Annotated in this window: 25 protein-coding genes; 13 read left to right on the top strand and 12 right to left on the bottom strand. The window is 65.0% G+C overall.

Translation table 11 applies throughout. The features are described from left to right. Nucleotides 1-194: 194 nt before the first annotated feature. Together HMPREF2550_RS02285 and HMPREF2550_RS02280 are read right to left on the bottom strand one after the other, a co-directional pair. Nucleotides 195-839 (bottom strand): DUF3239 domain-containing protein, encoded by a 645-nt coding sequence (locus tag HMPREF2550_RS02285; protein ID WP_070789421.1) that lies wholly within the window; start codon nt 837-839, stop codon nt 195-197. An 11-nt stretch (nt 840-850) separates the two neighbouring features. Next, nucleotides 851-2,491 (bottom strand): DNA repair helicase XPB, encoded by a 1,641-nt coding sequence (locus HMPREF2550_RS02280; RefSeq protein ID WP_070789419.1) that lies wholly within the window; start codon nt 2,489-2,491, stop codon nt 851-853. Between the two features lie 60 nt (nt 2,492-2,551). On the opposite strand from HMPREF2550_RS02280, the gene HMPREF2550_RS02275 reads away from it, so the two are divergent. Then, nucleotides 2,552-5,380 (top strand): FAD-binding and (Fe-S)-binding domain-containing protein, encoded by a 2,829-nt coding sequence (locus HMPREF2550_RS02275; RefSeq protein ID WP_070789417.1) that lies wholly within the window; start codon nt 2,552-2,554, stop codon nt 5,378-5,380. Here the strand turns inward: HMPREF2550_RS02275 and HMPREF2550_RS02270 are convergent. Then, nucleotides 5,377-7,413 carry a helicase-associated domain-containing protein gene (locus HMPREF2550_RS02270; protein WP_070789415.1) on the bottom strand — a complete coding sequence of 679 codons (2,037 nt, stop codon included), beginning with the start codon at nt 7,411-7,413 and terminating at the stop codon, nt 5,377-5,379. The genes HMPREF2550_RS02275 and HMPREF2550_RS02270 overlap by 4 nt on opposite strands. A gap of 56 nt (nt 7,414-7,469) precedes the next feature. Here HMPREF2550_RS02270 and HMPREF2550_RS02265 point away from each other — a divergent pair, with 56 nt between their 5' ends. Continuing rightward, a complete protein-coding gene (locus HMPREF2550_RS02265; RefSeq protein ID WP_038589042.1) occupies nt 7,470-7,664 on the top strand; it encodes a hypothetical protein in 195 nt (64 codons plus the stop codon). 174 nt (nt 7,665-7,838) lie between these two features. Here the strand turns inward: HMPREF2550_RS02265 and HMPREF2550_RS02260 are convergent, their stop codons facing one another. Then, nucleotides 7,839-8,519 carry a resuscitation-promoting factor Rpf1 domain-containing protein gene (locus HMPREF2550_RS02260; protein ID WP_070789413.1) on the bottom strand — a complete coding sequence of 227 codons (681 nt, stop codon included), beginning with the start codon at nt 8,517-8,519 and terminating at the stop codon, nt 7,839-7,841. Between the two features lie 299 nt (nt 8,520-8,818). On the opposite strand from HMPREF2550_RS02260, the gene HMPREF2550_RS02255 reads away from it, so the two are divergent. Beyond that, entirely contained in the window at nt 8,819-9,202 is a 384-nt protein-coding gene (locus tag HMPREF2550_RS02255) for a cold-shock protein (RefSeq protein ID WP_070764796.1), read from the top strand. A 3-nt stretch (nt 9,203-9,205) separates the two neighbouring features. On the opposite strand, the gene HMPREF2550_RS02250 is transcribed toward HMPREF2550_RS02255, so the two are convergent. Next, entirely contained in the window at nt 9,206-9,712 is a 507-nt protein-coding gene (locus HMPREF2550_RS02250; RefSeq protein WP_070789411.1) for a DUF2771 domain-containing protein, read from the bottom strand. A 24-nt stretch (nt 9,713-9,736) separates the two neighbouring features. Then, nucleotides 9,737-10,543 carry a glutaminyl-peptide cyclotransferase gene (locus HMPREF2550_RS02245; RefSeq protein ID WP_141760489.1) on the bottom strand — a complete coding sequence of 269 codons (807 nt, stop codon included), beginning with the start codon at nt 10,541-10,543 and terminating at the stop codon, nt 9,737-9,739. A gap of 57 nt (nt 10,544-10,600) precedes the next feature. Here HMPREF2550_RS02245 and HMPREF2550_RS02240 point away from each other — a divergent pair, with 57 nt between their 5' ends. Beyond that, nucleotides 10,601-11,290 (top strand): DUF3027 domain-containing protein, encoded by a 690-nt coding sequence (locus tag HMPREF2550_RS02240; protein ID WP_070789408.1) that lies wholly within the window; start codon nt 10,601-10,603, stop codon nt 11,288-11,290. Here the strand turns inward: HMPREF2550_RS02240 and HMPREF2550_RS02235 are convergent. Next, nucleotides 11,287-11,973, bottom strand: coding sequence for a hypothetical protein (locus tag HMPREF2550_RS02235; protein WP_070789406.1), 687 nt, complete (start codon nt 11,971-11,973; stop codon nt 11,287-11,289). The genes HMPREF2550_RS02240 and HMPREF2550_RS02235 overlap by 4 nt on opposite strands. Before the next feature lie 151 nt (nt 11,974-12,124). Between HMPREF2550_RS02235 and HMPREF2550_RS02230 the strand changes: the two genes are divergently transcribed. Next, nucleotides 12,125-13,576: an NCS2 family permease gene (locus HMPREF2550_RS02230; RefSeq protein ID WP_070789403.1), complete on the top strand. Its 1,452-nt coding sequence runs from the start codon at nt 12,125-12,127 to the stop codon at nt 13,574-13,576. Next, a complete protein-coding gene (locus HMPREF2550_RS02225) occupies nt 13,577-14,377 on the top strand; it encodes a TrmH family RNA methyltransferase (RefSeq protein ID WP_070764791.1) in 801 nt (266 codons plus the stop codon). On the opposite strand, the gene HMPREF2550_RS02220 is transcribed toward HMPREF2550_RS02225, so the two are convergent. The 3 genes from HMPREF2550_RS02220 to serC are packed head-to-tail and all read right to left on the bottom strand — an operon-like array spanning nt 14,374 to nt 17,410. Continuing rightward, entirely contained in the window at nt 14,374-15,219 is an 846-nt protein-coding gene (locus HMPREF2550_RS02220) for a DUF6928 family protein (protein ID WP_070789402.1), read from the bottom strand. The two genes, HMPREF2550_RS02225 and HMPREF2550_RS02220, sit on opposite strands and share 4 nt — an antisense overlap. 21 nt (nt 15,220-15,240) lie before the next feature. Next, nucleotides 15,241-16,230: a septation protein SepH gene (sepH, locus tag HMPREF2550_RS02215; RefSeq protein WP_070789399.1), complete on the bottom strand. Its 990-nt coding sequence runs from the start codon at nt 16,228-16,230 to the stop codon at nt 15,241-15,243. A 52-nt stretch (nt 16,231-16,282) separates the two neighbouring features. Further along, the gene (gene serC, locus HMPREF2550_RS02210; RefSeq protein ID WP_070789397.1) at nt 16,283-17,410 is read right to left on the bottom strand and encodes a phosphoserine transaminase; all 1,128 of its coding nucleotides are present in this window, start codon (nt 17,408-17,410) and stop codon (nt 16,283-16,285) included. Nucleotides 17,411-17,613: 203 nt separating this feature from the next. On the opposite strand from serC, the gene HMPREF2550_RS02205 reads away from it, so the two are divergent. From HMPREF2550_RS02205 to HMPREF2550_RS02185, 5 genes are all read left to right on the top strand, one after another. Beyond that, nucleotides 17,614-18,927, top strand: coding sequence for a citrate synthase (locus HMPREF2550_RS02205; RefSeq protein ID WP_083319726.1), 1,314 nt, complete (start codon nt 17,614-17,616; stop codon nt 18,925-18,927). A 138-nt stretch (nt 18,928-19,065) separates the two neighbouring features. Further along, on the top strand, nt 19,066-19,425 hold the full coding sequence (locus tag HMPREF2550_RS02200; RefSeq protein ID WP_070789395.1) for an FKBP-type peptidyl-prolyl cis-trans isomerase: 360 nt from the start codon (nt 19,066-19,068) through the stop codon (nt 19,423-19,425). A gap of 10 nt (nt 19,426-19,435) precedes the next feature. Then, nucleotides 19,436-20,272, top strand: a complete 837-nt coding sequence (locus HMPREF2550_RS02195; RefSeq protein ID WP_070789393.1) for an aldo/keto reductase — start codon at nt 19,436-19,438, stop codon at nt 20,270-20,272. 367 nt (nt 20,273-20,639) lie between these two features. Continuing rightward, on the top strand, nt 20,640-20,918 hold the full coding sequence (locus tag HMPREF2550_RS02190; RefSeq protein ID WP_070789391.1) for a DUF485 domain-containing protein: 279 nt from the start codon (nt 20,640-20,642) through the stop codon (nt 20,916-20,918). Nucleotides 20,919-20,921: 3 nt separating this feature from the next. Continuing rightward, nucleotides 20,922-22,571, top strand: a complete 1,650-nt coding sequence (locus HMPREF2550_RS02185) for a solute symporter family protein (RefSeq protein WP_070789389.1) — start codon at nt 20,922-20,924, stop codon at nt 22,569-22,571. 305 nt (nt 22,572-22,876) lie between these two features. Here HMPREF2550_RS02185 and HMPREF2550_RS02180 read toward each other — a convergent pair whose 3' ends face one another. Further along, the gene (locus HMPREF2550_RS02180) at nt 22,877-23,578 is read right to left on the bottom strand and encodes a PAQR family membrane homeostasis protein TrhA (protein WP_070789387.1); all 702 of its coding nucleotides are present in this window, start codon (nt 23,576-23,578) and stop codon (nt 22,877-22,879) included. A 69-nt stretch (nt 23,579-23,647) separates the two neighbouring features. Beyond that, the gene (locus HMPREF2550_RS02175) at nt 23,648-24,457 is read right to left on the bottom strand and encodes a DUF1906 domain-containing protein (protein WP_083319731.1); all 810 of its coding nucleotides are present in this window, start codon (nt 24,455-24,457) and stop codon (nt 23,648-23,650) included. A gap of 190 nt (nt 24,458-24,647) precedes the next feature. Between HMPREF2550_RS02175 and HMPREF2550_RS02170 the strand changes: the two genes are divergently transcribed. Both HMPREF2550_RS02170 and HMPREF2550_RS12190 read left to right on the top strand, forming a co-directional pair. Next, nucleotides 24,648-25,232 carry a DUF3558 family protein gene (locus HMPREF2550_RS02170; protein WP_070789384.1) on the top strand — a complete coding sequence of 195 codons (585 nt, stop codon included), beginning with the start codon at nt 24,648-24,650 and terminating at the stop codon, nt 25,230-25,232. A 93-nt stretch (nt 25,233-25,325) separates the two neighbouring features. Then, nucleotides 25,326-26,078, top strand: a 753-nt coding sequence (locus HMPREF2550_RS12190) for a hypothetical protein (protein ID WP_168167672.1), incomplete at its 3' end; no start/stop codon positions are given.

The raw sequence follows: 26,078 nt of genomic DNA, 5'->3' as shown, positions 1-26,078 counted from the left end.
ACCACACCGCTACCATTTCAGTCTTCTGAACACCCTGTTGTCCCAGGTCGCCAAAAACACCACGTAAAAGGATTCACGGATCTCTATTCATCCGCAGCAACAGCACAGCATACGTACCTTTTTCGGATCCTTAGATACACAAGCGCCCGGTTCCAATAGATAGAAAGGAACCGGGCGTGAGATAGAAAACGCGTTTACAAGGCAACTAGAGAGTTCTTAGCCGAAGCCACAAGCTCGGCATCCTTGCGCGCCTTCTCCAGGCGCTGCCACTGATCCTGGGGGATCTCGGCGCGGGCGCGGGAGATGACCTGGGTGTCCGGGGTGGCCCAGGCGATTGGCATCGGTGTGATGACTTGCCACGTGTTCTTGTCGCGGGAGGTGCGCTGTCCTCCTACGGCAACGACGGGGACCTTGGTGCCGACGGTGTCGTGGGTGTTCGGGATGCGCTTGACCACGCGGGAGGTAATCGCCCAGCGGGCCGGACCCTGCTCAGCGGCGTTCTTGTCCACCAGAGCGGTGAGTGTGAGGGTCGTGCCGGCGTTTTCAGTGATGATTGCGGGGGCGAGGGGGTGGGCGTCGTAAAGCGCTTGGGTCTTGCCCACCGACTTGGGCAAGAGGAGCGCCACGATGAGCATCATCACGCCGAAGAGGATCAAGCCCACGGAGGCGAGGAGACGCCACGGCGAGGTGGGGCTGATGAAGATCCAAGAGGCGATGCCGCCTAACACGCAGAGGACGAAGATGGCGATGCCGGAGATCACCATGCTCTTTGTGTCTTGGAGTAGCTCGTTGTGCTGCTTGGCGTAGTCTTCATCAACCTCGAAATGAAACGTGTTCATGGCTGACAAGTCTATAGGTCGGCGGCGTCGACGAGTCGGTAGGCGTAACCCTGCTCGGCGAGGAAGCGCTGGCGGTGGACTGCATATTCGGCGTCGAGCGTGTCGCGGGCGACGATGGTGTAGAAGACCGCCTCGGCCCCGTCATGCTTCGGACGGAGAAGGCGGCCCAATCGCTGCGCTTCTTCTTGGCGGGAGCCGAAGGTGCCGGAGACCTGGATGGCTACGGCGGCTTCGGGCAGGTCGATGGAGAAGTTCGCCACCTTGGACACCACGAGCGTAGCGATTTCGCCCTCGCGGAAGGCCTGGAAGGCCTCTTCACGCTTCTTCGTGCTCGTCTTGCCGTGGATGAGCGGTGCACCGGTGTGTGCTGCGATCTCCTCGAGTTGGTCCACGTAGGCGCCGATGATGAGCGTCTGCTGGCCTGCGTGCTGTGCGAGCAGCGTCTCGACGGCCCGGAGTTTGCCGCGTGAGCAGGCGGCGAGCCGGTAGCGCTCTCGGGTCTCGGCGGTGGCGTAGGTGAGGCGTTCTTCCTCGCTCAGGGTGGTGCGGACCTCGACGCACTCGGCGGTGGCGATGTAGCCGGCCATTTCGAGTTCTTTCCACGGGGCGTCGTAACGCTTGGGGCCGATGAGCGAGAAGACGTCGTCCTCGCGGCCGTCCTCGCGCACAAGCGTTGCGGTCAGCCCGAGGCGGCGGCGAGATTGTAGGTCGGCGGCCATGCGGAAGACGGGGGCGGGCAAAAGGTGCACCTCGTCGTAGATGATGAGGCCCCAGTCGCGGGAGTCGAAAAGTTCGAGGGCGCGGTATTCGCCCTTCGTCTTGCGGGTGACCACCTGGTAGGTCGCGATGGTGACGGGGCGGATCTCCTTCTTCTCGCCGGAGTACTCGCCGATTTCGTTTGGGGTGAGCGTGGTGCGGCGCAGTAGCTCGTCGCGCCACTGGCGGCCGGCGACGGTGTTGGTCACCAGGATGAGCGTGGTGGTCTGCGCTTGTGCCATGGACGCCGCGCCCACGATCGTCTTGCCTGCGCCGCAGGGCAGCACGACCACACCGGAGCCGCCCTCCCAGAAGGACTCGGTGGCGTACTGCTGGTAGTCGCGGAGCTGCCAGCCGTCCTGGTCGAGCTGGATCGGGTGGTGCTCGCCGTCGACGTAACCCGCGAGATCTTCGACGGGCCACCCGAGTTTGGTGAGCTCCTGTTTGATTTGGCCGCGGGCGGAGGGGTGGACGGGGATGGAGGTGGCGTCGATAAGCGAGCCAATGAGCGGGCGAATCTTCTTGCTGCGGGTGACCTCGGTGAGCAGTGCGGGCTCATCCGCTTCCAGGATGAGTCCGTGGGCGGGGTGCTGCACGAGCTTGAGGCGGCCGTAGCGCGCCATGGTTTCTGCGACGCTGATGAGCAGCGGCTGCGGGACGGGGAAGCGGGAGTAGCGCTCGAGCGTGTCCACGGCTTGCTCGGCGTCGAAGCCCGCGGCGCGCGCGTTCCACAGCGCGAGCGGGGTGATGCGGTAGGCGTGGATGTGCTCAGGCGCGCGCTCGAGCTCCGCGAAAGGGGCGAGCGCGGCGCGGGCCTTCGGGGCGTCCGGGTGCGCGACCTCGAGAAGTACGGTGTTGTCCGACTGGACGATTAAGGGGCCCTCTCCGATTGGCATGGGGTCCTTTCTTTCCCAGAATTCGTGTGCTGGAAGTAGTCTAGCCCTAAAGTGGTACCTATGACTGTCACGATCTCCGCGCCCGACGCGCGCGTCACCGACACCCTCCACCGCGAACTTGGTACCGATTCGACCGTTCACACCTCGCTGGTGGACCGCATCAAGTACGCCCACGACGCCTCGCACTTCCTCTACACCCCGGATGCGGTGATCGAGGCGCGCAACGCGCATGACGTCGCCGCCGTTTTCCGCGCCGGCCGCGCCTCCGGCACGCCGGTGGTGCTGCGCTCGGGCGGGACCTCCCTGTCGGGTCAGGGCGGGGGCAGTGGCTTGCTTGTCGACGTGCGCAAGCACTTCCGCGACGTCGAAGTCCTCGACCGCGGCAACCGTGTCCGGGTGCAGCCCGGGGCGACGGTGCGTTCCATCAACGCGCGTCTGGCACTTTACGGGAAGAAGCTGGGGCCGGATCCGGCGTCGGAAAGCGCGGCGACCATGGGTGGCGTGATCGCGAACAATTCGGCCGGCATGGCCTGCGGCACGGAGCTGAACACCTATCGCACGCTGGAGTCGATGACCTTTGTGCTGCCGAGCGGCACCGTGATCAACACGGCGGACGCGGACGCGAACCAGCAGTTCAAGGCGCAGGAGCCGGAGCTGTTTGAGACCCTGATCCGGCTGCAGAAGCGCGTGCGGGAAAACCCGGAGTCGGTGGCGAAGATCGAGCGCCACTTCGCGCTGAAAAACACCATGGGCTACGGCGTCAACGCGTTCTTGGACTTTGATGAGCCGGTAAAGGTCTTCGAGCACCTGCTCATCGGCTCGGAGGGCACGCTGGCGTTCATCGCCGAGGCAGTGCTGCGCACCGTGCCGGTGCCGAAGGTGAAGACCACCTCGGTCGCGGTGTTCAAGAGCATCGACGCGGCGACCCGCAGCCTGCCAGACCTGTTTGCTTCCAAGGCGGCGACGCTGGAGCTGATGGACTCGCACTCGATCGAGGTCGGCCGCAGCTTCGCATCCGTGCCGGAGGAGATCACCGGCTTTGAGGTGGATGGCCAGGCCGCGCTGCTGATTGAGTACCACGCGGACAACGAGGAGGAGCTCTACGCCCGCGAGCAAGCGGGCGCGGAGATCCTGCGGAGTCTGGACCTGCAGAACCCGGCCCAGTTCTCCACCGACGCCTCCGCGGCGGCAAAGGCCTGGGCCTTCCGCAAGGGACTCTACGCCCAGGTGGCGGAGGCCCGCCCTTCCGGCACGACCGCGCTGCTGGAGGACGTGGTGGTGCCCGTCGGCGACCTGGCCGATACCTGCTCCGGCCTGCAGGACATGTTCGCGCAGTACGGGTATGACGACGCGGTGATTTTCGGTCACGCCAAGGACGGCAACATCCACTTCCTCATCACCGACCGCTTCGAGGGCGAGGAGAATCTCACCCGCTACAACGGTTTCAACGACGCGCTGGTGGACCTGATCTTGGCCGCCGACGGCAACCTGAAGGCGGAGCACGGCACGGGCCGCGTCATGGCGCCGTTCGTGCGCCGCCAGTACGGCGACGAGCTGTACGACGTGATGGTTGAGCTCAAGCGCGCGTGCGACCCGCACAACACGATGAACCCGGGCGTGATCATCACTGATGATCCAGAGGAGCACCTGCACAACATGAAGCTGTCGGCCACGGTAGAGGACGCGATCGACAGTTGTGTGGAGTGCGGCTACTGCGAGCCGGTGTGCCCCTCGCGCGATCTCACCATGACGCCGCGCCAGCGCATCGTGGTGCGCCGCGCCCGCGCTCAGGCGCTTCTCGACGGCGACATGGACACCGTCCGCGAACTGGACAAAGCCTACGAGTACCAGGGCATCGACACGTGCGCGGCGGACTCCATGTGCGTGACCGCGTGCCCGGTCGGGATTGATACCGGCAAGTTTGTAAAGTCGCTGCGCCGCGAGGAAGCCACGAAGGTGGAAAACGCGGGCTGGGCCGCAGCCGCGAAGGCGTGGGCACCGGCGAACAAGGTGGCGTCCGTCGCGCTGACCGGCGCACACTACCTGCCGACCGGCCTGGTGCAGAAGGTCACCGACGTCGCGCGTGCGCTGGTGGGCGAGGACACCGTACCGCAGTACCGCCCCGAACTATCCAAGGGTGGGCGCACGCGCTCGAAGGCCTTCGGCGAGCGCGTGGGCAGCAAGTTCGCCGCCCCGGTCGGCGTGTTCGTCCCGGCGTGCGTGAACTCCATGTTCGGCCCGCAGGCAGACGGAGTCGGTGCCTCCGAGGCGTTCGCGCGCCTGGTGGAGCGCGCCGGGCTGGCGCTGCTCGTGCCGGAGGGGATTGACTCGCTGTGCTGTGGCACCCCGTGGACGTCGAAAGGCATGACGCAGGGCCACGAGGTAATGGAGCAACGCGCCCAAGCGCTGCTCATGGAGGCTACGGACGGCGGCCGCCTCCCCGTCATCGTCGACGCCTCATCGTGTACCCAGGGTTTTGCGGAGATGGCGGAGAAAGTTGGCATCACGGTCATCGACGCGATCGCGTTCGTGGAAGCACACGTCCTGGACAAGCTGGCGGTGGACCGCAAGCTGGAGTCGGTGACGCTGCACCCCACGTGCTCCTCGACCCACCTGGGGATCTTCCCGCAGCTGGTCAAGGTGGCCGAGGCCGCGGTGGAGCAGGTCAACGTACCGAAGGACTGGAACTGCTGCGGGTATGCGGGCGACCGCGGCATGCTGCACCCGGAGCTCACGGCGTCGGCAACAAAGCGAGAAGCTGCGGAGGCCAAGCGGCTGGGGGCGAAGTACCACGCGTCGTCCAACCGCACCTGCGAGCTGGGGCTGACCAGCGCGACCGGCGAACCGTACCAGCACGTGCTTGAGCTGTTGGAGCAGGTGAGCCGCTAAGCCAGCTCAACCTCGGCAACGCGGGGGATGGGCAGGCGCACGACCGCATCCGTTGACTCGTTGAGGAGATCGGCTCGGCCCGCGCGGACCGAGAGCGGCAGCGCGGTGAGCGTTTGTTTCTCGCCTGCGCTGTCGAAGTAGGTGACGCGGACGTGCCTGCGGGCCCTTGCCGCGGCCTGGAGGGTCTCGGTGGGGGACTGGGCCGCAGTAGCGTTTGACGCGCCCTCTTCGTGTGCGAGGAGCCGGGCGACTAATTGCTCGGTCAGCTCTTCGCCCACGCGCTGCGTTTTCGGTAGCGCTGCAGGTGTTGGGCGGACGAGTGCGGGCTCGGGGGCGATGTCGAGCGTGGCTCCGTCTGCGTCTTCGGCGGCTGGCTGCAGGCCTGCCTCGCGCAGTGCTCTTAACAGTTTGGGCAGGGGCAGATCGGAGACGGCCACGGTTGGGGCGAGTACCCGCAGTGGGGTGTGCTGGGCAGCGGTGGCGATGAGTGCCGGGTCGGCGCTGCGCAGGTAGCTCATCGCGTGGCCGGCGCGGATGGCACCGTGGGTGCGCGCGACGTCGTCAAGCAAAAAGCTCAAAGATTGGGGCACCTCGCCCAGAGTGTGCGCCTCGAGCCAGGTCTTGAGCTCCTCGGCGGTGCGGCCGGTGTCGAAGGCGCGGCGCACCGAGGCGTCGCTGACGCGCCACACGCTGGCCAGGCCGGGGGATTCGAGCTCGGCGAAGGACTCGAGGACCGCTGCCATCGCGGGCGGGAGGGGGCCGGGCGCGAGGATGGTCAGGTCCGCCTGGGCGATGACGGTGTCGATCTCGGCGGGGACGAGCTCGCGGGTCGCGGCGGCGACGTCTTCGCGCTCAAGCAGGGCGCGCAGGGGCGTGGACGGGGTGGGCGCGAGCGCACCGAACGTGCGGGCCTCACCGCAGAGGGCGGTGACGCGCTCTGGGCGCAGGCCCGCGGCGTCGAGTGGGGCGTAGAAGAGGAGCTGCTGCGGGTCGCCGCTGTGGCGGACCACCATCTCTTTAGCGCGGCGTAGGTCGGGTTCGCGGGATTCGGAATGCAGCAGTTTGGCGGTGTCGAGTCGCCAGGGGGAGGCGAGCCAGCCCGCGAGCAGGATCGCCCACTGGTCGGCGATCGTGGCGTCGCACCAGGAGAGCGCGTCCTTGGTGGCGGCGAGGCAGTCCTGCTCGTCGACCGGGCCGCAGCCGAGAAGTCCTGCCGCGTGGCCTACCGTGATGAGCAGACGGGTGTCGAAGCCGAGGGCTTTCTCCAACGTTGCGAGCGCGCGCACGCCCACGGAGCCGTCCTTATTTAAGGGGACGGGGGTGCGCATGAGGGAAGTGAGCAACTGGCGCATCTGGCGCACCGCTTCGAGCCCAGCAGCGGTGGCGTCGGCGTCGACCTTCGCCTGGTCCACTTCCGGTGCCGGGGGCGGGGTGAGCGGGTGCTCGCGCGGGGTGCGGCCACGGAGGGCCAGAAGCACGGGCTCGGGCAGGCGCACGGAGTGCTCGTTGTAGCGCTCGATAAGGCCTGAAGCTAGAAGGCGCGCGGCCGGGGTTGTAGGATCCGCGTCCGGTGCCGCGGCCTTGGAGACGCCGATGCCGCCGCCCGCGGCCAGGGATTCGAGGACTTTGCGCTGGCGCTCGTCGAGGGCGGCGAGCTTCTCGTCTAAATCGGCAGGGATGCGGTCGGCCACGCGCCAGGCTGGAGGCAGTGGGGCGACCGCGCCGGGGGCGACGCGTACGTCACCCTCGTTGCCTGCGGGGTAGACGAGCGCGGCGTCGCGGAGGGCGGTGATGTCGCTTTCGGGGGTAGCGGGGGTGAGTTCCGCGCCGGCGTCGACAAGCGATTGCAGCGCGGCGAGCTCTGCGGCGTTCAGCGTGCGCAGCGCCCGCGCGGTGGAGGCGGACTGCGTCAGCCTGGTGGCGAGCGACGCCAGCGAGGGCGGAGGCGGGAAGAACGCGTCTGGGCGCGCGGCGATGAGGCGGCGCAGGGAGTCGGGGGTGAGCTGTGCAAGTGCGTTGGCGAAGTCAGTCATGGTGCAAATTTGTAGTTTACGTGCGTTTTGTACGCGGACGTGCAAGAATGAGTGGCATGGCTAAAGATGTACAGAAGATCGGCCGCGCAAACCCGGCGTGGCCCGAGCACACCCACGGTAATGGTCACCCTGTGACGGAGCTTTCTTCGAAGCTGGCGGGCGCTTCCAGCCCCTTCGGCGACGACCTGGTCCTGCCGATGCCGGCTGAGGAAACCGGCTACGTGCACACGACCACGCGCATCAACCGCTAAAAAGGGCTGCTCGTACCGCCTGCGGCGTGATTGCGCGCTGGCAGGCGGGTTTCGCATTCCTTAAAAAGTGCCTCCCCGGGTAAAGGGGAGGCACTTTTTCATGCGCGCAGCGAAAAGCGCCGCGGCCACGCGTAGAACTCGCGTGCGCCGCGGCGCTTAAATACAGCCTTTGGTTTAGCGCAGTGCCTGTGCCTGGACCTGGGCGATGATGCCGTTGACGTTGCCGTTGAGGACAGCGTCGATCAGCGGCTGGTTCGCCTTGTAGAAGGCGTTGTAGTCGTGGCGGTTCGCGGCGTAGGTGGTGTGCACCTGTGCCGGGACGCCGATGCCGGCGTTGTTCAGGTTGGCCACGATCTGCTTGTACAGCTGGTCCACGGCGAGCGTGGTGTCCTGCTGTGCGGCCGGGGCGGCCGCCTCAGCAGCTGCCGGTGCCGGTGCGGGTGCCGGAGCCGGGGCTGCCTGCGCAGCCTGCGCGTCGCGGTTGGTCGGCGCGGAGTTCAGGCCGAGGCTTGCGGAGCAGGCCGGCCATGCGCCCCAGCCCTGCTGTGCCAGGGTGCGCTCTGCCACGATGATCTGCTGCTCGCGGGTAGCCTGGTCGGCGGTCGGGGCGAACTCAGTGCCGCCGTATGCCTGCCAGGTGCCGTAGCTGAACTGCAGGCCGCCGTAGTAGCCGTTGCCGGTGTTGATGTGCCAGTCGCCGCCGGCTTCGCAGCCTGCGAGACGGTCCCAGTCGGAGTCCGGGGCGGCAGATGCGTGCGGGGCCAGCGCGCCGACGCCGGTGAGGGCGGCCGCTGCTGCGGTGCCCGCAAGGGCCTTCTTGGCCGGGGAAGTGGTCTGCTTGGAGTGGCGTCCCATGATCGAAAAATCCTCTCTCGGTACTGCCTTTGCAGTGCTGTCGGTTTACGTTGCGGGTCAGCCTAGCGGTTTATAACGATTGAGTCACGTTATGGGCACGGTTTGTGACCGTCCGGGGTGAGCTGTGGGGGAGCAGCCGCTTAACGATGCTGGTCAGCGCGTTACAAAAAGATAAAGTGATCTACATCACGTTAGGTGTGGCTGTGGCGGAGGGGAGGAGGGAAGGTACCATCACCTCTTTCGTTATTGTGAAGGTAATGCCCCGAGGTGGGCACGAGAAAAGTAAAGGAAGATGCAATATGCCTATTGGAAAGGTGAAGTGGTTCGACGCCGAGAAGGGCTTCGGCTTCGCATCCAACCCGGGTGAAGAGGACGTCTTCATCGGCAAGTCCGTCCTCCCCGACGGCGTAGAGGAGCTCGTCCCAGGCCAGCGCGTCGAATTTGACTTCGCGGCCGGCCGCAAGGGCCCGCAAGCGCTGCGCGTCAAGGTGCTCGACAGCCCGAAGCGCCGCCCGGTGCACCGTCGCAAGCCGGAGCAGCTGGGCAGCATGCTCGCCGACGTCATGACGATGATCGAGACGCAGGTGCAGCCGGCGCTCACGCAGGGCCGCTACCCGGAGCGCAAGGAAGCGCGCCAGGTCGCAGAAATTCTGCGCGCTGTCGCCCGCGAGCTTGATGCTTAACCGTTAAGCGCCGTTAAGCGCGACAGACCACGTGGCGAGGACGGGGATCTCTTCCCCGTCCTCGCCTTTATCTATCTCTAGGGCGGAGACCTCGGCGACGACCAGGCGCGCGCCCGAGTCGGTCACAGCGTCGATGGTGTGCTCGGTGGTCTCGTGGGACTGGAAGACGCGCTCGTCGTTGGCCGCGGGGTCGTCGTAAATAGCGAGCAGGCGCCACCCGGAGCTGGAGATCTCCTCCGGCACCGTAATAGTCAGCTCCTTCGCGTCGCCCGCGTCGATCGTCGGCGGGTCGCCGCCGTCGCACTGCTCGTCGAGCGGGCAGACGGTGTACGGCGCGAGCTCCTCTGTGGTCTCGCCCGCGGCCACTGCAACGCGGATGTCGCGCACCGGGGTTGAGGGGCTGGTTCGCTGCCACTCCAAGAAGGCGTAAATGCCTGCAACCAGCACGATCACCCCCACCGCAATGACGGCGATCTGCTTTCCCCATGAACTCGCACCCGGTTTAGCCATAGTGGTTAGTGTAAACCAGCGCCGCTACTCGGCGGGCTCGAAGGTGACACGGTACATGTCCGGCCAGCGCTTGCCAGTGAGGAGAAACTCGTCGCTCTCCGGCAGGTGCGCGATGCCGTTGAGGACGTTGTTGGGATCGTCTTCGGCGTTGTTGGGGAGCGCGGAGGCGTCGATAAGCGCGGTGACCTCGCCCGTGGCGGCGTCGATGCGCACGATATCGGTGGTGGTGAAGATGTTGGCGTAGACCGCATCACCCACGCACTCCAGCTCGTTGAGCCCCGCCACCGGCGCGCCATCGGCGGTGACGGTAAAGCGCTCGCGCTCCGCAAAAGTCTCCGGGTCGAGGCGACGCAGCTCGGCCGAGCCGTCGGAGAAGAGCAGCTCGTCCTGGCGTGCGCACAGCCCCCAGCCCTCGCCGTCGTAGGTCGCGCGGTCAGTCTCTTCCAGCGTGTCTGCATCCCGCCGCATTGCGACGCCGTCCTGCCAGGTCAGCTGCCACACACTGTCGCCGACCTGGGTAATGCCCTCGCCGAAGAACTGCGGATCCAAGTCCACGGAGGCCAGCTCGGGCTCAGCGTTTTCAAGCGTGCGTCGGTAAATGCGCGATTGCCCCTCCTGGCCGGTGCCCACCAGCAGCGTGCCGTCCGGAGCCACCTCGAGCCCCTGGGTAAAGCTGTCGGCGTCGAAGGGGTAGCGCTCCTGCACCACGGCGCGCAGCTTCTCGACGCCACCTGCCGACGCTCCTGGCTCGACACTCTCGCAGCCGCCAAGCGCGAGGGCGCAGACCGCAAGCGCGCCGGTGACAGAAACGGGGAAGGAGAACTGATGCATGGCACCTATGATGCACCACCGTCGCACCGTCGTGAGACTCTCGCGCATAATGGGGGCGTGTCTCAATCCAGAAAACGATCCCGCAACCGGTCCAAGAAGCGTTCCCCACTGCTGAGCGATGTTGCCATCGCCACGGCGCGCGCCGCACTCGAGGAGATTGCCGCGCCCGAGGAGATCGGGGAGCACATCGGAGTCGGGGGACTGAGCCAGAACGTGGCCACCCACCGCTTTGAAGCCAGCGTTCCCGGCTACGACGGCTGGGAGTGGAACGCCGTGATCGCCTGCGCCACCGGCTCGACCTGGGTGACCGTCAACGAGGTGGCGCTGATGCCTGCGGCCGGCGCGCTCGAAGCCCCCGATTGGGTGCCCTACTCGGAGCGGCTGCGCCCCGGCGATCTTGGCCCCGGCGACATCCTCGAGCCTGCTCCGGATGACAATCGCATCACCGCGGACTCCTTCTCCCGCCACGCCATTGTCTTCTCCGGCCGCGAGACGAAGCACTACCTCACCGAGCAGGGCCTGTCGGAAGCGGAGAAGCGCTGGCGCACCGGCGAATTCGGGCCCAACAGCGAGTTCGCGGAAAAGGCCACCCTGCACTGCCGCACCTGCGCCTTCTACGTACCCATGGGGGAGCCGATTGGAGAGAACTTCGGCGTGTGCACCAACGAGTACTCCGCCGACGGGCGCGTGGTGGCCTCCTCCTACGGCTGCGGCGCGCACGCCGACACCACCGTGGATCTGATCTAAACGGCTACCGCGCGCCGTTCACGCAGCTCGTTGACCTCGCGGTGCGTGGGCAAACGCCCGCGCTCCACCCACTGCCGCGCCGGGCGAGACGTGCCGTACTCCAGCCAGGTGGTGACAAGGCGGGCCCCGTAGACTGGGTCGATGACCCAGACCTCGCTTTTCAGCAGGTCCGAGCGGATGAAGCCGCCCGGCAGGTGGGCGAGCTCCACGCCCTGCCCAGCGAGGATTTCCACCACGCCGTCCAGTGCGATTGACGCGGAGGTGCGCTCGTGGCTGGAAATGTAGGCGCGGCCGTGTTGGAGCATGACGAGTGGAGCCATGATGGCGGAGACGACCCTCCCCGTGGCGTCGACAAGCAGGCCCTCATGCGCCGGAGTCTGCGCCAACGCGAAACGCTGCCACCCCAAGTCCGGCCCGGAGCAGGCGGGCACCGTGCGCTCGTCGCGGACGGGGCGCGCCGCTACCGTGATCTCTGCCGGGGCGGGCGGCAGCGGGCGCAGCTCGAGCGAGGCGGTGCCGCCGTGGACTTCCAGCACCGCGCGGCGGGTGCCTGCGACCATGCTCAGGCGTACCCGCAGTCGGTTGAGCTCCGCCGAGGAGACCCCCAACTCGCGGGCGGCGGCGGCGTAACGCTCGGCGTCAATGACGCGGCCCTCTTCCACGACAAAGCTGAAAGCGTGCATGAGGTTCCTTTCGGCGCAACGACGTCAACGGACGTATTTTTACAAACTGGCAGTGAAGTGACAGGCTATGACACGTAAAATGGCAGCGGCACTGCGCTGCGCCACCGCATAATTCAATCACCCGGAAAAGGGATAGAGGAGAAGAACTGACGTGAGTACCGTCACCTCTAATGCCGCGCCACAAGGCGGGCTTGACCGATTCTTTCATATCAGCGAGCGGGGCTCCACCGTTGGCACGGAGATCCGCGGCGGAGTGGTCACCTTCTTCGCCATGGCCTACATCGTCCTGCTCAACCCGCTGATTCTGGGCACGAGCCCGGACCGCGAAGGCGTAGTGCTGGGCATCCCGCAGGTCGCGGCCGTGACCGCGCTGGCTGCGGGCGTGATGAGCATCCTCTTCGGCGTGGTGGCCAAGTACCCCTTCGGCATCGCCACCGGCCTGGGGCTGAACACGCTCGTGGCCGTCACGCTTGTAGGCCAGCAGGGCCTGACCTGGCCGGAGGCCATGGGGCTCGTGGTGATCGACGGCATCATCATCGTCTTGCTCGCCATCTCCGGGTTCCGCACCGCGGTGTTTAACGCTATTCCGGACTCGATGAAGGTGGCCATGAGCGTGGGCATCGGTATGTTCATCGCCATGATTGGCCTGGTGGACGCAGGTTTCGTCCGCCGTGTGCCGGACGAGGCGATGACCACGGTGCCGGTGCAGCTCGGCTTCGGCGGCTCGATCGCGTCTTGGCCCACCTTCGTCTTCATCGTTGGTCTGCTCATCTGCGGCTTCCTGGTGGCCCGCAACATCCCCGGCGGCCTGTTCATCGGCATCGTGGTCACCACGATCATCTCGCTGATCGTCGAGCACTTCGCCGGCGCCGGTTCTTCCGCGGACGACCCGCACGGCTGGTCTTTGGCTGTGCCGGAGCTGCCGGACTCCTTCGGCGGTGTGCCGGATCTGTCCCTGGTGGGCAACGTGGACCTTGTCGGTGCCTTCATCCACCTCGGCGTGGTCGCCGCCTCCCTGCTGGTCTTTACCCTGGTGCTGGCGAACTTCTTTGACGCCATGGGCACCATGACCGCACTCGGCCGCCAGGCCGAGGTCACCGATGAGCACGGCAACCTGCCCGACATGAAGCGCGCCCTGGTCGTCGAAGGCTTCGGCGCGGTCGTCGGCGGCGCAGCATCGTCTTCCTCGAACACGGTGTTCGTCGACTCCTCGGCCGGCATTGCCGACGGCGCGCGTACCGGCCTGGCCAACGTGGTCACGGGCATCCTGTTCCTCGTCGCCATGTTCTTCACCCCGCTCTACGAGATGGTGCCCATCGAGGCCGCGGCCCCCGTGCTGGTTGTCGTGGGTGCGCTCATGATGATGCAGGTGGGCAACATCGAGTGGTCGCGTTTCGACGTCGCGTTCCCCGCCTTCCTCACCATCGTGGTCATGCCGCTGACCTACTCCATTGCCAACGGCATCGGTGTCGGCTTCATCGCGTTCACGGCCATGGCGCTGTTTACCGGCAAGACGAAGCACATCCACTGGATCATGTGGCTGATCTCCCTGCTGTTCGTGGTCTACTTTGCGCAGGGCCCGATCCTGGCGGCGCTGAGCTAAATGCGCACGCGTATCGAGGATCCCCAGGACCCGCGCCTAGACGACATCCGTGACCTGAAGCACTCGGACAAGGAGAAGGGCTTGGTCTTCGCTGAGGGCCCGCTCGTGGCTGGCAGGCTCGTGGAGTCTCGCTTCCCGGTCCGGGCCGTCTACGGCTTCGGCGGCAGGCTGGAGTCCTTCCTCGAAGAGTACGGCGAGGAGCTGTCCCGCCGCGGGGTCCCGGTCTACGAGATCACCCGCCAGCTGATGGGCGAGGTCGCAGGCTACGACATGCACCGCGGCCTGCTCGCGTCCGCAGATAAGGCTCCGGAGCGCAGCGTCGCCGAGGTGATTGACGGCGCGCGCACCCTGGTCATTCTCGAGGGCGTGGGCGACCACGAGAACATCGGCTCCATCTTCAGAAACGCCGCCGGCATGGGCGTCGACGGCGTGCTCTTTGGCGCTGCGACCGCCGACCCGCTGTACCGGCGCAGCGTGCGCGTGTCCATGGGGCACGTGCTGCGCACCCCGTTCGCGCATCTAGACGGCACCACGACCACGTGGCAGCGCTCCCTCGACGAGCTGAAAGACGCCGGCTGGTGGTTGGTTTCGCTCACCCCGGCCGACGACGCAGTGCTGCTGCACGAGGCCGTGGCAGGGCATGACAAGATCGCCTTCCTCGTTGGTGGGGAGGGCCCGGGGCTCACGCGGCACGCGATGGCGGCGACACACGTGCGGGCGAAAATCCCCATGGCACCGGGCACCGACTCGCTCAACGTGGCGACTTCGGCCGCGATCGCCTTCTACGAGGCGCAGCGCTAGCGGTCCGAGTGCCGGATCTTCTCGCGCACCGTGGCGGCGAGGCTGCGCACACGGCGCGCGACGCCCCGCCCGACGCGCTTGGTCGCGGCGATGGAGGCGTCGGCAAGATCGGCGAACTCGTGGCCGCCCTCGTCCGGGTCCGGCAACTCGTAGTCGTCGTAGTCCTTCTCCGAATCAGCGAAGCGCGCGGCGACCTCGTTCACGGTCTTCGTCCGTGGCTTCTGCGCATGGATCTTCGGCTCAGGTCTGCCGTCGATGGCGTAGCCAACCACGTGTACATCCGGGCCCTGCGGGTTCACCGGCACGCCCAGCCAGGCCTCCTGCGCAGCTATGGCCAGATCCGCCGGCTCGAAGGGCAGTGAGATGCCGCCGAGCTGCTCGGCCTTCTCGCCAGCCCAGTAGGGGGCCTCGAAGGGATCGGGCAGGCCGATGTCCTCCAGCACCACCTCGCGCGTGGCCGTGAGCGCCCGGCGCACCGTGGTGCCCTGGTAGTGGGCAAACCCCGCGAAGTCTGAGTCTGTGCCGTGGGCGAAGACGTAGGTATCGGTCGCGGGGAGCGCCTCGCGCAGATACTCGGTGACCTCAGAGATCTTGTCCATCTTCTCCACGAAGGTCTGCACCACGGCGACGCCGGGGTAGCCAGCGATGTAGAACTCGTCGGCACCCGGGGTGGAGGAGCGGTTGAGCGGGAACTCGCCGATCGGCGTGATCGGCCACGCCGGATTGATCTGCGCGAGCAGCTTGCGGCCGAAGCCGCGGTCGGCCTTCGGCTCGGAATTGAGCACGCCTGCGGGATCAGGCGTGCTGACAAACCACATGGTCACGATGGCGGGGTAGGACATAGGGCGCATTCCTTCCGGCAGCTACTTGCGAGGCCGCTTCGTGTTCGTGCGAACACCGAGCAGCACGTCCTCCCAGTGCGGGGTGACGGCCTTGCGTCGGCGCTTCTGCGGCTGCTCGCCGTCCGGATGGCGCAGGAAGTCCCCCTCGGTCACGGTTCCTTCAGTGCCCTGTGCGTCCTCGGCACCGTCTGCCTCGGCCGACTCTTCGCGAGCGGGGCTCGCGCTGCCGTCCCAGTCGTCCTCCCCGTGCGCGTCAACCGCAGTGAGGCTGCGCACAGGCTGGACAAAGTCCGGATCGGTCAGGTCGGCGGCAACGGAGTTGCGGGCCTCGGTAGACGCGGGCGAGCCCATGGAGCGCTTCAGTGTCCACTGCGCCTCGTTCTCGGTCAGTCCGGCCCGCCAGCGGAGGTGGACGACCCACGGCTCGCCCGGCTCGCGGGTGGCGTCCCACTCCGCGTCGGAAAGCGCATGCCCGCGGGCCGCGAACGCGGTCGCCAGGATCTCAAACAAGGTCAGCTTCGCCGGCCCGTCGTCGCGCACCGGGTGCGACTGCTTCGCCGCCTCCGCGATCTGCATGCGCTCCAGCACGACAGGGTGCGAGTAGGTATCGACGCGGCTGACGGCCACCCCCATCTCGTCCGCCAGCTCCTGCGAGGTGGCACCAGCGCGAATCCGCGCCTGGATCTCGCGCGGCGGCATGGTCAGCGGGTTGGTCAGCAGCGGGTCCGGCTCCGGCAGGCCCCGCTGCTTGCTCAGTGCGCTGTACTCGGGCGTGTCGTCGTGCTCAGCGGGGGCCTCGGGCTCCTGCTTCTCGACGTCCACCACACCCTCTTCCACCGCAACAAGCGGCGCGGACTCAGCCGACTCTTCGCCGTCTTCCGCCTGCTCTGCGGCGGGGGAGAAGAGCGGGGCGAACTCCGAGCGGGCGATCTGGAAGCTCACGCCTTCGGAATCTCGGAGAACGAAAAACTTCTCCGTAGACTCGTCTGCCATCAAATACAGCTCGCGCATGCTTCTCCCTTCGACCTCACAGTTCACCCCAGCCTAGCGCACTCGCAGGTGTTTACTGCTGGCCCACGCCCTGGGCAAGCAGCCAGTCGATCGCCTTGGTCAGCGTGGTGACGTCCTGGGAGTCAATCGCCGGGAACATGCCGATGCGCAGCTGGTTGCGGCCCAGCTTACGGTACGGCTCCGTGTCCAGGATGCCGTTCTCCCGCAGCGCCTTCGCCAGCTGCGCGGCGTCCACGCGCTCGTCGAAGTCGATGGTGCCAACCACCAGCGAGCGCTGCGCCGGTTCCTGCACGAACGGGGTCGCCAGCTCGTGCGCGTCCGCCCAGCCGTACAGGGCCTCGGCGTTGGCGGAGGTGCGCGCCACCATGCCGTCGAGCCCGCCGTTGTCGTTCATCCACTTGACCTGGTCGGCGAGCATGAGCAGGGTCGCCACGGCCGGGGTGTTGTAGGTCTGGTTCTTGCGCGAGTTATCCACCGCGGTCTGCAGGTCCAGGAAGGCCGGGATGAAACGGCCGGAGTCCTTCACCTTGGCAATGCGCTCGATCGCAGCCGGGCTCATTGCGGCCAGCCACAGGCCGCCGTCGGAAGCGAAGCACTTCTGCGGGGAGAAGTAGTAGATGTCAGCTTCCTGCATATCCACGGGGAGCCCACCGGCGCCGGAGGTGGCGTCGACAAGCACGAGCGCGTCGGTGTCCGGGCGCTTCACCGGCACCATCGCACCCGTCGAGGTCTCGTTGTGCGCCCACGCCACGACATCGGCCGCCGTGCCGTCGAGCGCGGCAGGGGAGGGGGCAGTGCCGGGCTCGGCCTCGACGCGCTGCGGCTGATCGAGCCACGGGGCCTTCTCCGAGGCCTTCGCAAACTTCGAGGAGAACTCGCCGAAAGTGAGGTGGGCCGATTGCTTCTCGACGACACCGAACGTCGCCGCATCCCAAAACGCGGTCGCCCCGCCCAGCGAGAGCACAATCTCGTAGCCCTCGGGCAGGTTAAACAGCGCGGACAGACCCTCGCGAACTTCGCCGACGAGGTTCTTCACTGCCGGCTGGCGGTGCGAGGTGCCGATAATGCTCGCGCCGCGCGCAATGGCGTCGAGCTGCGCCGGGCGGACCTTGGAGGGGCCACAGCCGAAACGGCCGTCTGCCGGCAGGAGATCGGAGGGGAGAGTGGGGAAAGAGCTCATGAAAACCTACATCCTCAAAATTCGAAAAAAGACTGCGTTCGCATATGCAGTGCATAATATTATGCCTTCCGCATGCCTGTTATGTGGTCACTTTCTTTCAGATGTGGTGTTCTGGGCACGGCCTGGGGCTTGTCATGCGCGTCACAAACTTTGCTACGATGGCTTAGGTAATTCTTCGGCGATGGCCGGATTCAATGTGAGCAATCGTGGAAAGGCACACTGTGGCTTCTGAGAACAATGAAAAGGCGGTACTTCACTACCCCGGTGGCGAGTACGAAATGGACATCATGAAGGCTTCCGAGGGCAACGACGGTGTTGTCCTCGGCAAGATGCTGGGCGAGACCGGCCTGGTGACCTTCGACCCGGGGTACGTATCTACCGGCTCGACTGAGTCGAAGATCACCTACATTGACGGTGATGCGGGCATTCTGCGCTACCGCGGTTACGACATCGCTGACCTGGCGGAAAACGCGTCCTTCAACGAGGTCTCTTACCTGCTCATCCGTGGCGAGCTGCCGACCACTGACGAGCTGGAAAAGTTCAACACCGAGATCCGTCACCACACCCTCCTGGATGAGGACTTTAAGGCGGCGTTTAACGTCTTCCCGCGCAACGCGCACCCGATGGCCGTGCTGGCTTCCTCGGTGAACATTCTCTCCGCGTACTACCAGGACCAGCTCAACCCGCTGGATGAGGAGCAGCTGGACAAGGCCACCGTGCGTCTCATGGCGAAGGTGCCGATGCTGGCGGCGTACGCTTACCGCGCATCCCAGGGTAAGCCGTACATGTACCCGGACAACGCGCTGAACGCGCGTGAGAACTTCCTGCGCATGATGTTCGGCTACCCGACCGAGCCGTACGAGGTTGATCCGGTGCTGGTTGACGCGCTGGACAAGCTGCTCATCCTGCACGCGGACCACGAGCAGAACTGCTCCACCTCCACCGTCCGCATGATTGGTTCCGCGCAGGCGAACATGTTTGTCTCCATCGCCGGCGGCATCAACGCCCTGGCTGGCCCGCTCCACGGCGGCGCAAACCAGGCTGTGCTCGAGATGCTCGAGGACATCAAGAACAACCACGACGGCGACGCCACCGACTTCATGAACCGCGTGAAGAACAAGGAAAAGGGCGTCCGCCTCATGGGCTTCGGCCACCGCGTGTACAAGAACTACGACCCGCGCGCAGCCATCGTCAAGCAGACCGCACACGACGTGCTCGAGCACCTGGGCGGCGACGAGCTGCTCGACCTGGCGATGGAGCTCGAGGAGATCGCGCTGAAGGACGACTACTTCGTCTCCCGCAAGCTGTACCCGAACGTGGACTTCTACACGGGCCTGATCTACCGCGCCATGGGCTTCCCGACCGACTTCTTCACGGTCCTGTTCGCCATTGGCCGTCTCCCGGGCTGGATCGCACAGTACCGCGAGCAGCTGGAGATGAACACCAAGATCAACCGCCCGCGTCAGATCTACACCGGCTACCAGCAGCGTGACTTCATCCCGCGCGATCAGCGCTAGGACAACCCGCAGGTAGCTGCGCCGGATACCCGCCAAGGACGGCATTTCCCTTATACTTTGGGGAAACCGTGCTTGGCGGTTTCGCATTTTCACGCGAGTTTGTCCTGAAGAGTTTGTACTTAAGGAGTATCAACACACATGGAAAAGCCCACCATCACTATCCCCGACGCGCCCGCACCGACCGACTTGGTTGTGAAGGATCTTGTGGTCGGCGAAGGCGCTGAGGCGGTGGCAGGCGGCTACATTAAGGTGCACTACCTCGGCGTGGATTACGCAACCGGCGAAGAATTCGACTCCTCCTGGGATCGCGGCGAGGTTGCGGAGTTTCCGCTTGCTGGCCTGATCGAGGGGTGGCAGGAAGGCATTCCCGGCATGAAGGTCGGCGGGCGCCGCGAGCTGATCGTGCCGCCGGAGAAGGCCTACGGCCCGGCCGGTGGGGTGAGCGCACTCTCCGGGCGCACGCTTGTATTTGTTATCGACCTGATTGACGCGAACTAAGGCAGACACAATGCGCATTCCCGTTACTACTCTCAACGACGGCTACGATTTCCCGCTGCTGGGCTTAGGCACCTACAAGCTCGCCCCGGAAGACGTTGAGGCTGTCCTGCGGCGTGCCATCGAGCTGGGCTACCGCCACATCGACACGGCGGCGTTCTACGGCAATGAGGAGGCCGTCGGCAAGGCAATCGGTGACGCTATCGCTGCCGGCGACGTCACCCGCGAGGACCTGTTCGTGACCACCAAGCTGTGGAACGACGACCAGGACCGACCCGCAGCTGCGTACCAGGAGTCGCTCAAGCGGCTGAACCTAGAGTTCATCGACCTGTACCTGGTGCACTGGCCATGGCCGCAGCGCGGCCTGTACGTCTCCGCCTTTGAGGAACTGGTGCAGCTGCAGGGGATGGGGCAGCTGCAGTCGGTCGGCGTGGCTAACTTCTACCCCGAGGTGCTGGACGAGATCATCCAGGCTACCGGCGTCGCGCCGGTGCTCAACCAGGTTGAGCTGCACGCCGGGTTTACGCAGCAGGAGCTGCGCGACTACCACGCAAAGCACAACATCCTCACCGAGGCGTGGGCTCCGCTGGCGCGCGGCAAGAACTTTGATAACCCGGCGATCGTCGGCGTGGCTACCAAGCACGATGCGACGCCTGCGCAGGTGGTGCTTGCTTACTTGCTGCAGATGGGCGTGTCGGTGGTGCCGAAGACGGCGAATCTGAAGCGACTGGAGGAAAACCTTGGTGCGCTTGAGGTCTCACTGGACGCGGAGGATATCGCTGCGCTTGATGCGGTGCAGGGTGAGCGGATGTCGGGCGACCCGCTAACTTTCCCCGGCGACGTGGACTAAACACCGCGTGTGCGCCAGGTGCACACGAGGGCCTATCTGATGAAGATAGGCCCTTTTTTACTGCGGTTTTTCATCACCCTACCTCCTGGCGGGGGTGGTCGTACGATCATTAGTTTTTCCTGCTAAAAGCATATTTTGGGGGTGGGCGTCACTCTTTGTTGTGCTTTGCCTAAAACAATCATTCACGAGCGTGGTGTGGGATAGGTAACATGCCAGGTGTTGAGTTGCAGATCACATTGAGAGTCTTCGGTGTGAGCTCGCAGCGAAGCATGAGAGAACTTGTACATGACAAGAAAGGATCGAAGCCGTGTCTGGATCGACTTCTATCCCACAACGCCGGGAGCCAACCCCGGAAGAGTTTGTGGCCATGCAGCGCAGTCCGGAGTTTCAGGAACTCCGCAAAACCTTCCGTGGGTTCACCTTCCCCGTGTCGGTCGCGTTTTTCCTGTGGTTCCTGGTCTTCGTGGTCGTCGCCACGCTGATGCCTGATGCGATGGCGGCCCCGTTCCTGGGCCTCAACGTGGGGCTCTGGCTGGGGCTGGCCCAGTTCTTCACCACGTTCTTAATTACGTGGGTTTACGTGAAGTGGGCGAATAAGAACCTCGAGCCGCGCGCGGCTCGTATCCGAGAAGAAATGGAGGGCTAAACGATGCAGGACTTTATCCTCGCGGCGCCAGAATCAGCTGGTGCCGGTAACCCGCTCCTGAACATCGCGGTGTTCGCGATCTTTATCGTTGTCACCCTCTACGTGGTGACTCGCGCGGGCAAAACTACGAGTGAATCGGCCGACTTCTACACCGGCGGTTCCTCCTTTAGCGGTACGCAGAACGGTCTCGCCATCGCCGGCGACTACCTCTCTGCTGCGTCCTTCCTGGGTATTGTGGGATCGATCGCGCTGAGCGGCTACGACGGCTTCCTGTACTCCATCGGTTTCTTCGTCGCCTGGCTGGTAGCACTGCTGCTGGTGGCGGAGCCGCTGCGTAACGTCGGCCGCTTCACCATGGCGGACGTGCTCTCGTTCCGCCTCCGCCAGAAGCCGGTCCGCGTGGCCGCAGCCTTCGGCACCCTGTTCGTGTCGCTGTTCTACCTCATCGCGCAGATGGCCGGCGCTGGCTCGCTAGTCTCCGTGCTGCTTGACCTGCACGGCTTTACCGCGCAGGCGATCTGTGTCGCGGTTGTTGGTGTGGTCATGATTATTTACGTGCTGGTTGGTGGCATGAAGGGCACCACCTACGTGCAGATGATTAAGGCGGTGCTCCTGGTTGCCGGTGTGGCCGTCATGACCGTCCTGGTGTTCGTCAACATCCGCGGCGGCATGAACACGCTGTTCGACGATGCGATTAGCGCCCACGCCGCATCCGACTACATGGCCTCGCAGGGCTACGAAGCCTCTGAAATTATGAAGCCCGGCCTGAAGTACGGCGCGACACTGACCAGCCAGATCGACTTCATCTCCCTGGGGGTGACCCTCGTTCTGGGTACCGCAGGCCTGCCGCACGTGCTCATGCGCTTCTACACCGTGCCGACGGCGAAGGAAGCCCGTAAGTCTGTGACTTGGGCCATCGTGCTCATCGGTGTCTTCTACCTGTTCACCCTGGTGCTCGGCTACGCTGCCGCAGCCCTGGTCGGCCCGGACCGAATCCTCGCTGCGCCGGGTGGCGCGAACGCCGCGGCACCGCTGCTCGCCTTCGAGCTCGGCGGCTCCTTCTTCATGGCGCTGATCTCCGCTGTCGCCTTTGCGACGGTGCTCGCGGTGGTCTCCGGTCTGGCCATTACGGCCTCCGCGTCCATCGCCCACGACGTCTACGCCTCTGTGATCCGCGACGGCGAAGCCTCCGAGGACGAGCAGGTCCGTGTCTCCCGCATCACCGTGGTGATCCTGGGCATTGTGTCCATCATCCTGGGCATCCTGGCGATGTCCCAGAACGTGGCCTTCCTGGTGTCCCTGGCATTCGCCATCGCGGCGTCCGCCAACCTGCCGACCATCCTGTACTCCCTGTACTGGAAGCGCTTCAACACCACAGGCGCGGTTGTGTCCATCTACACTGGCCTGATCTCGGCGCTGCTGTTGATCTTCCTGTCCCCGGCAGTATCCGGTACGGAGACCTCGATGTTCCCGAACGCTGACTGGTCCATCTTCCCGCTGTCCAGCCCGGGCATCGTCTCCATCCCGCTCGGCTTCCTCGGCGGCATCATCGGCACCTTCCTGGGCAAGCCGGACAACTTCGAGGAGAAGCAGGCAGAGATGGAAGTCCGCTCCCTCACCGGTGTGGGCGTGGAGGCTCCGGTCGACCACTAAACCGGTCAGAGCCCCTGACTCTGTGTAAGCGCCGCCCCGACTATCCGGTCGGGGCGGCGCTTTGCGTTGGTGAGCACGGGGGAGGTTCTGTGTGTGGGTTGGGGGAGTGTGTCTGCTGCTGCGGCCCATGGACTGGGTGTTTGTGGCGCTGTACATGGAGCTAGCTCCGTTTGGAGCAACCGTTGGTAGACGACCTGGGGTTTTGCGTCCGCCGTAACCGCAAATGGAGCTAGCTCCATTGAGGGCGGCACGCTTTGACCGGCAGGGCAGACTTGCACCACTTTCGTCGCCCTCTGCTCGCAGAGCTACCCGGCCTGCACCACGACCATCCAGATGGCCACCAGATGGCAGATCGCCGCGGCGACGGTCGCGGTGTGGAAGTGCTCGTGGTAGCCGTAGTAGCGGGCGCTGCGCCCGGGCCACTTGAAGCCATACACCAGCGCGCCGAGCGTGTAAATCACGCCGCCGGTAAACAGCAACCAAACCACCGCGGCACCAGCCTCGTGCCAAAGCGTCGGAAGTAGCGGCACGATGATCCAGCCGAGCCCTACGTACACCACGACGTCGAGCCACCGCGGGTGGTTAATCCACACAAGGTTGAGGATCGCCCCGCCGATGCCGCCTGCCCACGCCACTGTCAGCATGAGCGCTGCGGTTTTCGGTTCGAAGACTATTAGGCAGAGGGGTGTGTACGTCGCAGCGATGAAAATCGAGATGGTCGCGTGATCCGCGCGCCGCCACCATTGCACAGTCTCGGCGCGTTGCCACGGCCAGAGGTGATAAGCGGCGGACACCCCGAACAGCAGCACCACGCCTGCGCCGTAGAGCGTTACCCCGAGTGCCTCGTACCAGGCGATCGTCATCCACGCGAAGGTGATCAGCACCGCCGAAGACAGCGCGGACAGCGCCGCCGCGAAGAAGTGGAACCAGCCGCGAATCAGCGGGCGCTCGCCGCGGTCCGCCATGATGTAGGAGCGTTGAATCTGTCCTTCGTTGAGCACCGTCATGCTTCTCCCGGGGGTTGCGGCTGTTTCTAGGGAATCACCCTAGCGCTTTTTCGCTTCTCGACGCCGCCCCTACGGCAAGTAACGACGCCAATCAACAGACGACGACAGCTGGCTTGAGCCTTGCACGAGCGCGTTGACGTCGGGAAGCGGCAGCCCGCCCGCGCGACCTGGGGTCCACTGGCCCCAATCCGCGGTGTAGACATTGTTGATGTCCACCTGCACACCCTGGATCGTGCCGACGTACTTGGCCTTCTGGTGAATATTGGCGCGCGGGTGGAGGCGGCCTTGTGAACCCCAGTCGTGCTGCCAGAAGAACGTGCCGATGCGATCCTCGATGCACCACTGAATCACGTTGTAGTTGCCGTACACACCCGTCTTCAGGCCTGCAGCGCTCAGCGCGAGCTGGAAAGCCTGCAGGTACGGGCGGATTTGGTTGACGTACTGGTCGCGGGTGGGGTTGTCGTCAATTGCGACGTAGATCGGGCGACCGTTCGGCCCACCTGCTGCGCGGTGCAGCTGAATCGCCTGCGGGGCGTGCTTCGCCGCACCCGCGGCACCGGCGAGCCAGTCGGCGGTCTCTGCGCGCCCGAACTGGTAGACCGAGGCAGTCGCGAGACCACTCGCGGCAAAGTCCCGCGTCTCTTCGATCGTGACAGGCTTGCCCAGCATCCAGGTCGCGCCAGGACGTCGCTGCGAGACGTAGCGCACCGCACCCATGTGGCCGGCGGCCTTCACCGCAGCGCCAGACGGCACTCCGGCCGAGTAATCGACCACGGTGCCCAGGATGCGGCGCTGCGCGTACGCCGGGTTGAAAGCACCGGTAGTGGTGGCGGCCGCGGCAGAAAGGGCAGCGGCTTGGAGGAAACGACGACGGTTCAGCACTGTCGGACCTTTCAGGAGAGAAGGAGAAGACTGTCACATGCGTAACAGGAGTTTCACTTGCTGAATGTAGCACCAGACTTGGACAGTCGGCTAGCGGAGCGGTGTTATGTTCTCCGATGGCGCTGCCTGCACCGGGCCGCCATAATGGTCACTGCACGGAATAGTCTGCAGTGAACGGGGGGAAGCAATGGGGAAGAAGATGTTGCCGGTTAGTCTCGGCCTTGCCGCTGCGGTGCTATCGGGGTGCATGGGTGAAGCGGCTGAGCCGGTCGTGGAAGTGGTTCAGCCTGAAGCGCCGGCATTTCACTTTGCCAGTGGGACGTTAGAGCTTGGGGACTTTGACCCGGCCACGCTTGGCGACGATCTCTTCGACCCCTGCACCGAGATCTCCGCAGAGGAGTACGCGGCAGCGGGGATGACGGGGGTGGAGGCTTTGAAAGATGGCAGCGCGGCGGAGAACGGAGCGAAAGGGTGCATGACCAGTCCGTCGCTTCCAGGAACGTTCCTGACGGTAATTGCTAACCCGGCAAATGAACAAGTTCTCTCAGCAGAGGAGGGCCGTCGTGTTTCCTCGGACTATGACTCAGTAGCTCCGGGTCTGTTCGTGCACTGGGTTGAGAGCGACGCTGGGAAATCCTGTTTTGCGCAGGTAGACACCGTCCGTGGCGGGTTGGCTATGTGGGTGTCGATTAACTCGCGGAGGCAGACGAACGATGATCCGTGCGCGCTTGCCGTGGACTCTCTCGATGTGCTGTATCAATCTGTTAATTAAGAGTTCAAGAAAGAACCAGTAGCGGAGGACGAGAAGTTTTCGTATCTTGGAATGGACTGGTGGGGTGCCAGTTACCAAATATAAGGGGGAATAATGGGGAACCGAATTAATTTGGATGTCGATGCTGTCCATGGTGCATCCGGACGTCTTTCACATTTAGCAGCGGAAGTTGCCGGTGATTTAGGCCTCGGATCGGCAACGAAAATGGCCGGTTTTTCGACTGTGTCTGGTTTGGATGGTGTGGGGCGGACGCATTCGCGTGTGTCGTCGGCGTCTGCGCCGGAGGCGAATCGGGTGTTGGGGGAGTGGCTGCAAACAGTGGCTGATGTGCTGCGTGTCAGTGCGGAGAACACCTCGCGTGCCGACGGGTCGGTTGCAGGCTTGTTGGGCTCGATCGGTGTGGTGGAACGTACTGGTGGTGCTGGCGCGGTAGCCGGTCTGATGGGGCGGACGTTGTCGCAGTATGAAAACGCGAACTCCTTTGCCAACCCACGCCCTGCTGCGGGTGCGCAAGGATCGCTTCCGGTGTTGCATCAGCAGTTGATGGCCACCCAGGTCGCACAAGCAACAGCGGCTGCAGCATTCTGGGCGAAGAATGCGGCGTTGGTGCAGTCGGTGGTCGCCCAGTTGCCGGCAGTCGCCGGCATGCTTGCTGACTCCTCTGAGACGGAGTTTGTCGCGCGTGCGATCAACAAGCTTGGTGAGGTGTCTCGTGTGGGCCAGGAGTACGTAGCTAGGTCGGTGTTGATGCAGGGGCATGCGGCTGGTCTGGCGCAGGTTGCGGGTGCGGAGCAGCTGATGGCCCATGGTGCTGTGGCGGTGTGGGCTGGCTTGCCAGGTCCGTCG

It is taken from the genome of Corynebacterium sp. HMSC074A01, assembly GCF_001831515.1.
In the GTDB taxonomy this organism is placed as follows: Bacteria; Actinomycetota; Actinomycetes; order Mycobacteriales; family Mycobacteriaceae; genus Corynebacterium.
Note: the sequence above shows the minus strand (reverse complement) of the source record. Positions and strands in the feature narration are given on the sequence as shown.